This window comes from Rhodococcus sp. NPDC003382 (genome assembly GCF_053589135.1).
Genome location: NZ_JBSFRH010000048.1, coordinates 42,012 through 49,885, shown reverse-complemented (window position 1 = coordinate 49,885; position 7,874 = coordinate 42,012). Strand labels below are relative to the sequence as shown.

Annotated in this window: 5 protein-coding genes; 2 read left to right on the top strand and 3 right to left on the bottom strand. The window is 65.2% G+C overall.

Annotated elements, in window-relative coordinates:
* Positions 1–308: 308 nt before the first annotated feature.
* Positions 309–1,307, top strand: a complete 999-nt coding sequence (locus ACWDUD_RS25235; RefSeq protein ID WP_450111081.1) for a DUF4192 domain-containing protein — start codon at positions 309–311, stop codon at positions 1,305–1,307.
* A 257-nt stretch (positions 1,308–1,564) separates the two neighbouring features.
* Here the strand turns inward: ACWDUD_RS25235 and ACWDUD_RS25230 are convergent, their stop codons facing one another.
* The 3 genes from ACWDUD_RS25230 to ACWDUD_RS25220 form a co-directional block, all read right to left on the bottom strand.
* Positions 1,565–1,729, bottom strand: a complete 165-nt coding sequence (locus ACWDUD_RS25230; protein ID WP_450111080.1) for a hypothetical protein — start codon at positions 1,727–1,729, stop codon at positions 1,565–1,567.
* A 179-nt stretch (positions 1,730–1,908) separates the two neighbouring features.
* Positions 1,909–2,415 carry a hypothetical protein gene (locus ACWDUD_RS25225; protein WP_450111079.1) on the bottom strand — a complete coding sequence of 169 codons (507 nt, stop codon included), beginning with the start codon at positions 2,413–2,415 and terminating at the stop codon, positions 1,909–1,911.
* A 301-nt stretch (positions 2,416–2,716) separates the two neighbouring features.
* Entirely contained in the window at positions 2,717–3,271 is a 555-nt protein-coding gene (locus ACWDUD_RS25220) for a hypothetical protein (RefSeq protein WP_450111078.1), read from the bottom strand.
* A 125-nt stretch (positions 3,272–3,396) separates the two neighbouring features.
* Here ACWDUD_RS25220 and mobF point away from each other — a divergent pair, with 125 nt between their 5' ends.
* The gene (gene mobF, locus ACWDUD_RS25215) at positions 3,397–7,818 is read left to right on the top strand and encodes a MobF family relaxase (RefSeq protein ID WP_450111082.1); all 4,422 of its coding nucleotides are present in this window, start codon (positions 3,397–3,399) and stop codon (positions 7,816–7,818) included.
* The last annotated feature ends 56 nt before the right edge of the window (positions 7,819–7,874 follow it).

The following is a 7,874-nucleotide window of genomic DNA, read 5'->3' as shown; positions in this document are numbered from 1 at the left end:
GCCAAGCCCGACACGAACGAGGTGAACGCCCCTGACCCCAACCCCCGAAACACCCACGAGGCGGGGACTTTCACCTGGCCAAGAGCGGGGACATCACGATGGCCGTTGACAGCCCCTTGCCCGGTGGTCGCCGCGCCCGGTCCACCAGGCCACGCCGACCGACCGAGGAACCCGCTCCCCAGCGACCCGGAACGACCCCGCGAGCACCACAAAACCGCATTTCAGGCCATAAAAAGCAGTGACACAGGTCACCCGAAAAACATCAAAAAAACATCAAAAAAGCACCAAAACAGATGTAAACTAAGATCATGAGCAACGGAGAGAACAACCCCGCCCCGACCACCCTCAACCTCGGCGAACTCGTCGCCAGCATCCCGGCGATGCTCGGCATGATCCCCAATAACTCGATCGTCATTGCCGCCATCACCATCACTGGCCGCGTCGGAGCCGTCGCCCGCGTCGACCACGACCCCGCCACCGTCATCAGCGCCGTCGACAAGCTCAAGCAGACCGTCCAGGCCGACGCCGTGAACGTCGCACTCGTCAGCGCTCACCCCGACGGCGACACCGCCGAGGACACGCTGCTCGTCGCCACCCGCCGCGCGCACGCACTCGGCCTGGAGGTTCCCATCGCGACCGTCATCAGCGAGTACACCGCCGGAGCGTTCTACTTCGACTTTCCCAGCGCCACGAGCGGATACCTCACCGACCCGCACACCAGCGCCATCGCCACCGAACGTGCCGTCGAAGGACGCGCACCCATCGCCGCCAGCCGCGACGCCCTCGCCGCCGAACTCGCCGTCATCGACAACACCCCCGCACTGTTCGCACGCCAGTGGGAAGCACGCCACACCCGCGTCGAAGCGCCCCAGGCCACCGACGCCGAAAACCTCGACACCTACCGCACCGCCATCCGCGACCGCCGCGCCCTCACCGCCACCGAAGCCGCAGCCCTCGCCGTCACCCTCGCCGACAACCCCAAGGCCCGCGATATCGCCCTCTACTTTTCCCAGCGCGACGGAGCCGAGGCCATCCTCACCGACGCCGCCCGCCACACCGCCGGTTACGCGCGCTTCGCGATCCTGTCCATCCTCGCGACCGTCACCTACGCCCACGGAGACGGAGCCCGCGCCGGAGTCGCGATCGAAGCTATCGAGTCCGAAGCCGCCCACGAGACCCAGATCCCCAAGCTCGCCACACTCATGCGTCAGGTCCTCGACCACGCGATGCACCCCGACGGCATGGCGAGCATCCTCGACTCAGGTCGCAAAATCCTGCCCGACTTCGGACTCACCGACGAGGACTAGCCCCACCCACACACCAAGGCCCCGCACCACCCGGTGCGGGGCCTTGCCCAATCTCATATCCACAACTCGGCATCACGCCGTGCGCGGATCGCCGCCCATCGGGGCATCGAGCCCCTCGGTCGGCCACTCCCGTGGCTCCGGTACAAACGCCTCGACCCGCCGGTGGCCTGTCGCAACGCTGCGCGACAGACCGACTCGGACGACGACGCCGCGCCGTGGCGTGGCGTGTCGAACCCGTCGGTCGCGGGCCGGTCGGATCAGATGTCCCAGCCGTCCTTCGACACCACCACATCGACTCCCGAGGGCTTGGGAACGTCGAGAACCGGGATGCCGGCCACCGCAGCTTCGAGTGCCATGTCCGACACCGGCATCACGTCGAGCACCGCATCGAGCAACGCCGACTCCACTGCGCTCCGCTGCATGACATACCCCTCACCTCAGTGACCGCGCTGCCGGACGCAGCACGGTCGGCTTCAACATCCATGTTCGCCGATCCAGAATCCTGGCATTGGTTTCGACCTTGCGCGCTTACAGCATCCGCTGTCGGCTAGTTTCTCTCCCTCGCGAGGCCATTGGGTGAGCCAGCGAGGGGAATCCTGTTCTAACGAAGCTTCGGGGGCCAGCCAGGACTGGGGACAATCGAGCTCCAGATGTTCAGAATCTTCCACCCGCCTGGCCCGTACTTCAACAAGAACGGGATGTAGGGATCACCGTTGCCTTGGATCAGACTGCCGGTCTTCCCTCTCCTGTCGTATAGCCAGAGTTCTTCCACGTCGGCAGTGACGGGGCGGTCATGTCCCCCTACTGCCCAATCGTTGGTACTCAGGTCCGGCCAAGCATCGAGCCCCTTCATCTGCACTCGCTCGAACGACGACCACAACGGATGCGAGTCATCCAGGTTGGCCAGAGCCTCGGCAACTTCGTCGGGATCGAATCCTTCCGAGCGCACAACATCCAGAATCGGGTGTAGCCAGTTCTGCGCCAGGCAGAGCCGCAGGACCGGATCTGCAAACGAGAGTGCCGTCTTGAAGGAGCGGTTCTTCCAGATCTCCTTGTTGAACGCAAATAGGACGTCCCGAGGATCTGACGTGGGGTCGGTGAGATCCATAAACCCTCCGAGGTCTTTTGTCTGAATCATCGTGCTGACGATGTTCCTAGCACGGCCGACGGACAAACCTTTGAGATGTCGCGCGATAACGCGCCCAGGCGACCAGTCCCGGAGAATAGGCGCCGAACCGATCTGACGATCTGACGCTGACTTGTCTGACAGGCATCCGCTGTGCGGGCTCGAACGACGCAAGCGTCCGCCGCAAGGGATACGGCCGGGCGCTCTGTAGCAATCCTTGCAGTGGAAGAAGTAGGTTCGCTCAACACATCACCGGTCTTCCACCGCGCGCCGTTGCCGATCTCTACACGGTCGAGACGGACACCGCATCCAACGATGGCTCAGTCTCCGATTTCGATTGCTCCGGCGCGGACAAATCCGAATCTCCGTCGGCTCCATCCTCGGTCAGCTTCACCAACCGCCGCACGGTCACCGCGTCGAGCCCGACGAGCTCCGCGATCGACGCCGAGCTTTCGCCCCGGCCGACAACCAGTGCTAGCGACTTACCTGCAGCCAGTTCCGCGGCGTGCTTCTTCTTCTCGAAGTCATCGGTAGCTTTGGCGATCGCCGCGTCGCGTCGCGTCGCCGCCTTGTCGACCTTTTCGAGTGAGGCCAAGGCACGCTCGAGATCGCGCTGATTGTCACTGATCCGCTTGAGCAGTTCCGCCCGTCGCTCCGACAGCTTCGACCGTGCCTGACTCCGAGCCGAGACCACCTTCGATTCGGCGCTCACTGCTTCCCCCGATTCGCTCACCCGACCAACCTTCCAACGACGGCAATATCCAAGATCGTAACCGAGCAAGCCGACAGTCAGCCGCAGCGACGCAAGCCCGCGAGCACAGCTCGCGGGCTTCGCCACCACACACCTCACCTAGCGAAGCGTGAATGCAGGCAGATAAGCGGGACACACCTCTTGCAGTTTTACTGACACTCGGGAATCTTGCTCCCAAACTGCGCGTTCGCACCGCTACGATCGAGCCCGTGATGACCCTCCACGTCCTGCACGCCGCGGACGGCTATGAGTACCTGACACGTCAGGTAGCTACGGCCGACCGCGAGCGTGAACGTGGAGCAGAACTGACCGACTACTACACCGCCCATGGCACACCGCCCGGTGAATGGTTCGGCTCAGGAGTCGCCGGTTTGAATGAGGTTCTCGACGACCTTCACGTCGAGAATGCCGATCGAATCACCGTCGGTGATGTCGTCACCGAGGCGCAGATGAAGGCGCTGTTCGGCGAAGGATTGCACCCGAATGCCGACGCGATGATCGACGAACTCATCGACCGCGGAGTCCCATCTGACGACGCAATTCGTCTCGCCCGACTCGGCCGCAAGTTCCCGACATTCAAGAACAATGTCGAACTGTTCGACCGGCACGCCGCCGAAATCGCCGAGTACACCGACACCCACGGACACGTCCCGAGCAAGGAACAGTCCGACGCGATTCTCGACCGTATTGCCGGTGGCATGTTCCAGGACAAGCACGGCCGGCCGGTGGCAAACGAGGCCGAACTGCGGAACTGGATCGCCCACGAAAAGGGCAAAGTTCGCCACCCCGTCGCCGGTCATGACCTGGTATTCACACCACCCAAGAGCGTGTCGAGTCTGTGGGCACTGGCACCGAACGAGACGCGCATCGAGATCGAGCGGATCGTCGATGCCACCGTGAAAGACACCCTCCGGTGGCTCGAGGAGAACGCCTGCTTTACCCGTGTCGGTCGCAACGGAGAGGAGCAGATCGACACCAATGGCTTCGTCGCCACGCTCTACAAGCACTTCGATTCCCGCTGCGGTGACCCCAATCTGCACACCCACGCGGTCGTGTCGATCAAGACCCAGGCCGCCGAAGACGGCAAGTGGCGCGCCGTCGATGGCTCGACGCTGTTCCGCTTCGCCGTCGCCGCCTCGCAGCGCTTCAACGCCGAAGTGATGCAGCGCCTCAGCACCGAACTCGGCCTCGAGCTGACCACCCGCGAAGTCGAACAGGGTAAGCAGCCCATCGTCGAGCTAGCCGTGATTCCACAAGAGATGCTCGAGATGTTCAGTTCCCGCCGCACCGAGATCGAGGTCCGCCGCGACGAACTCGTGGCCGAATACCGCGCCAAGTACCAGCGGATGCCCGACGCCAAGACGATGTATCGGCTCTACCAGCAGGCCACCCTGGACACCCGCGAAGGCAAGGCAGACCCGAAGTCCCTTGCCGAAATGCGCGCCGGGTGGCGCGAGAAGGCCGCTGACATCCTCGGCGGCCGCGAGGCCGTCGACTACCTGATCCGCGATGCCTTCGCCGCCGATCACACCCCGCAGCCACAGCACCGCAGCCTCGACGACGATGCCCGAGCAGTGATCACCAAGCTCGAATCCAAGCGATCCCGCTGGCAGCTTCCGCACGTCATCTCCGCTGTCCAGGCGCACCTCGGTGGCGAACAATTCCCCAGCATCGACGCGTACCGCACCGCCGTGGACCGGCTCACCGACCGAGTATTGGAGTTGTCGGTGACCACCCCGCGGGCTGAACTACCTGCCATCCCGAGGCGCCTGCGCCGCCGCAATGGAGACTTCATCCTGTCTCACCACGGCAGCCACAAGCACAGCTCGCAGCGCATCCTCGACGCCGAAACGATGCTGGTCTCGGGCACCAGCGAGCCCACCGTGTTCACCGCCCGCACCGCCACGATCCACGAGGTCTACGAGGCGATGTGCGCCGAAACCGGCCGCAGTCTCAACGCCGGACAACGCACCCTGACCGAACACTTCCTGCAATCCGGCGCGCTGCTGGCCGTCGGTGTCGGGCCGGCCGGTACCGGAAAGACCACCAGCATGAAGGCCGTCGTGCAGGCATGGCAGGCCGAAGGCCACAACGTCATCGCCCTTGCACCGTCCGCCGTCGCCGCCGAAACACTCGGTGAAGAAGTCGATGTCACCGGTCTGACCCTGGCCTCACTGACCTACCCGTGGCGCGGTGTCATCGGCGGACGGCCCGGAACCCTCCCGCCGGGAATCGACATCACACCGGGCACGATGCTGCTCGTCGACGAAGCCTCCCTTGCCTCGACTCTCGACCTCGCCGCCGTCGTACAGATCGCCAAAGAGCGAGGCGCAATCGTCCGATTGCTCGGTGACCCGGCCCAGCTCGACGCCGTGGAAACCGGCGGAATGCTGCGCTATCTGGCCGAGCACACCGATGCCCCCGAACTCAGAACCGTGGTCCGGTTCGGCGACGACAACGCCCAGGCCGACAACTCCCTACTGCTGCGATCCGGAGATTCTGCAGGACTGGATCTGATCTACGAACGCGATCTGGTCCGCGAGGGAACCCGAGAAGAAATGATCGGCCAGGCCGTCGAGAACTACCTCCACGACCTCGCCGACGGCAAAGAATCCATCGTCATGCTGCCCACCCGCGAGGACGTCAAGGCGGCGAACATCCAAGTCCAGGCCGTGCGCCGCCGCCACGGAATCAGCGACGAATCCGCCACCGTCAGCCTCGCCGACGAACTCACCGCCGGTCGCGGAGACATCGTTCTCACCCGCAGCAACCGCCGCGATCTGAACCCCTCCGGCGGGAAGAAGGCCGGATCGTTCGTGCGAAACGGTGACCTGTGGGAAGTGCTCGACGTGCTGCCCGAACGCGGCGCGCTTACCGTCCGGCACCTCGAACACGGCGGCATCCTCACCTTGCCGGCCGACTACATCAACGCCCATGTGCAGCTCGGTTACGCCTCGACCGTGCACCGCGCCCAGGGCGTCACCGTCGACACCGCCCACGCCGTCATCACCCCCGACATGGACCGCTCCGGCCTGTATGTGGCCGTCACTCGTGCCCGCACCGACAACCGCTTCTACGTCCCGGTCGACGTGCCCGTCGGCCTCGACACCGAGCGTTCGCACCTGGCAGACAAGAACGTCTCCACCGGCCGGATGCTCCTCGAGACCGTCGTCGCCACCGACAACAGTCACCGCACCGCCACCGAAGAACTCGCCGACCAAGCCGCCCACGCCACCGACCCAGAGCGGCTGCGCGAGGCATATCTGGTCGCACAACGCCGCCTGCGCGACGACGCGCTCGAAGCCGAGATGCGCCGCACCCTGCCCGAGAACATCGCTGCCCCCATCGAGGGCACCGGAGGCTGGGCGCAGCTGCGCCAGGTTCTCGCCGACGCCCACGACCACGGTCGCAGCGCCCGCACCGTCCTCGGCTACGCCCTTGCTGAAGGCTCGCTCACCGGAGCAAAGGACATGGGAGCGGTTCTCGCCCACCGCGTCCGCGCCATCGTCGGCCAGTTCACCGAGGATCCGGTGTTGCCGCCGCTGCCGATCCGTAGCCCACTCGACACCGACGCGGAGATGTACGACTTCGCGGTCGAGTGCGCCCGCCGCTACACCGAGGCCACCGACCGCGCCGCGGCCGCCGACACCGGCATCGGTGAAGTCATCCGCCGCTACCGCGACACCTGCGCACTGCTCGAAACGCAGCGGGTCCGCACCCTGGCCAGCGCCGCATTCGGAGAAGAACTCGGTGCCCGCATCGCCGAGGAAGCCTCCACCCGCCTGCTCGCCCGCCAGCTCCACCGCGCCGCCGAAGTCGGTGTTGACCCGATCAATCTGCTCACCTGGCACCGTGATCGCCTGGCCGAGAACGACGTCGAGGTCACCGCCGCTGCCCTGCGGACCGACATGGCGAAGCCGCTGACCGAACTGATCGCCCGACGTAATACCGAATGGCTCGAACAGCACCAGGAGACGATCGCCGAGCACCTGCCGACGCTGGCATTGCAGACCCACGACGAACGCGCCCTGACTACTGCCAGCCGCATCGCGCATATCCAGCGCCTCAGCGATGCGAGTGTCGAGGAGATCGTGGCCGACCTTGCAGAGCGGGCCGGAGCCACCGCCCCGGTAACCGTGTTGCTCGCCGAACTCGACCGCATCGCCGCCGACGGCCGGGACTTCACCAACCCCGACGCCCCCGAATGGATCGTCGCGCCTGTCTCCGACGCCGACCACATCGACCCCGAACTCGCCGAACAGATCCGCCAGGACTACCAGACCATCACCGAGCTGCACGGCAGCTTCCGCGACCGACTCACTGACGACACTGCACCCGAGTGGGCACGGTCCACTCTTGGCTCCTGCCCCGAGAATCCCGAGCACGCTGCCCTGTGGCGGGCCACCATCGCGGACGCGGCTGCCTACCGCAGTACCCACCATGTGACCGATGAGGACACGCTGGTCGGGGACCGACCGAAGGATCGCCGTGCCGCACTCGATCGGAACCACATCGATCGTCAGCGTGAGCGGCTACACGAGCGGCAGCGCCAGCATGAGCACCACCGACCGGAACCGGAAACCCAGCGACGGCCAGAGTTTGAGCATGACAAGCAAAGGAGCAGGCGCCTCTAGCTCCCGAAGACAAGCAGAAGCCGCGGCGTAGAGTGCCGCCGCTTACGTGAAGGGGC

Coding starts and splice junctions, on each gene's coding strand:
- ACWDUD_RS25235 (WP_450111081.1), top strand. CDS start 309: ATGAGCAACGGAGAGAACAACCCCGCCCCGACCACCCTCAACCTCGGC.
- ACWDUD_RS25230 (WP_450111080.1), bottom strand. CDS start 1,729: ATGCAGCGGAGCGCAGTGGAGTCGGCGTTGCTCGATGCGGTGCTCGAC.
- ACWDUD_RS25225 (WP_450111079.1), bottom strand. CDS start 2,415: ATGGATCTCACCGACCCCACGTCAGATCCTCGGGACGTCCTATTTGCG.
- mobF (WP_450111082.1), top strand. CDS start 3,397: ATGACCCTCCACGTCCTGCACGCCGCGGACGGCTATGAGTACCTGACA.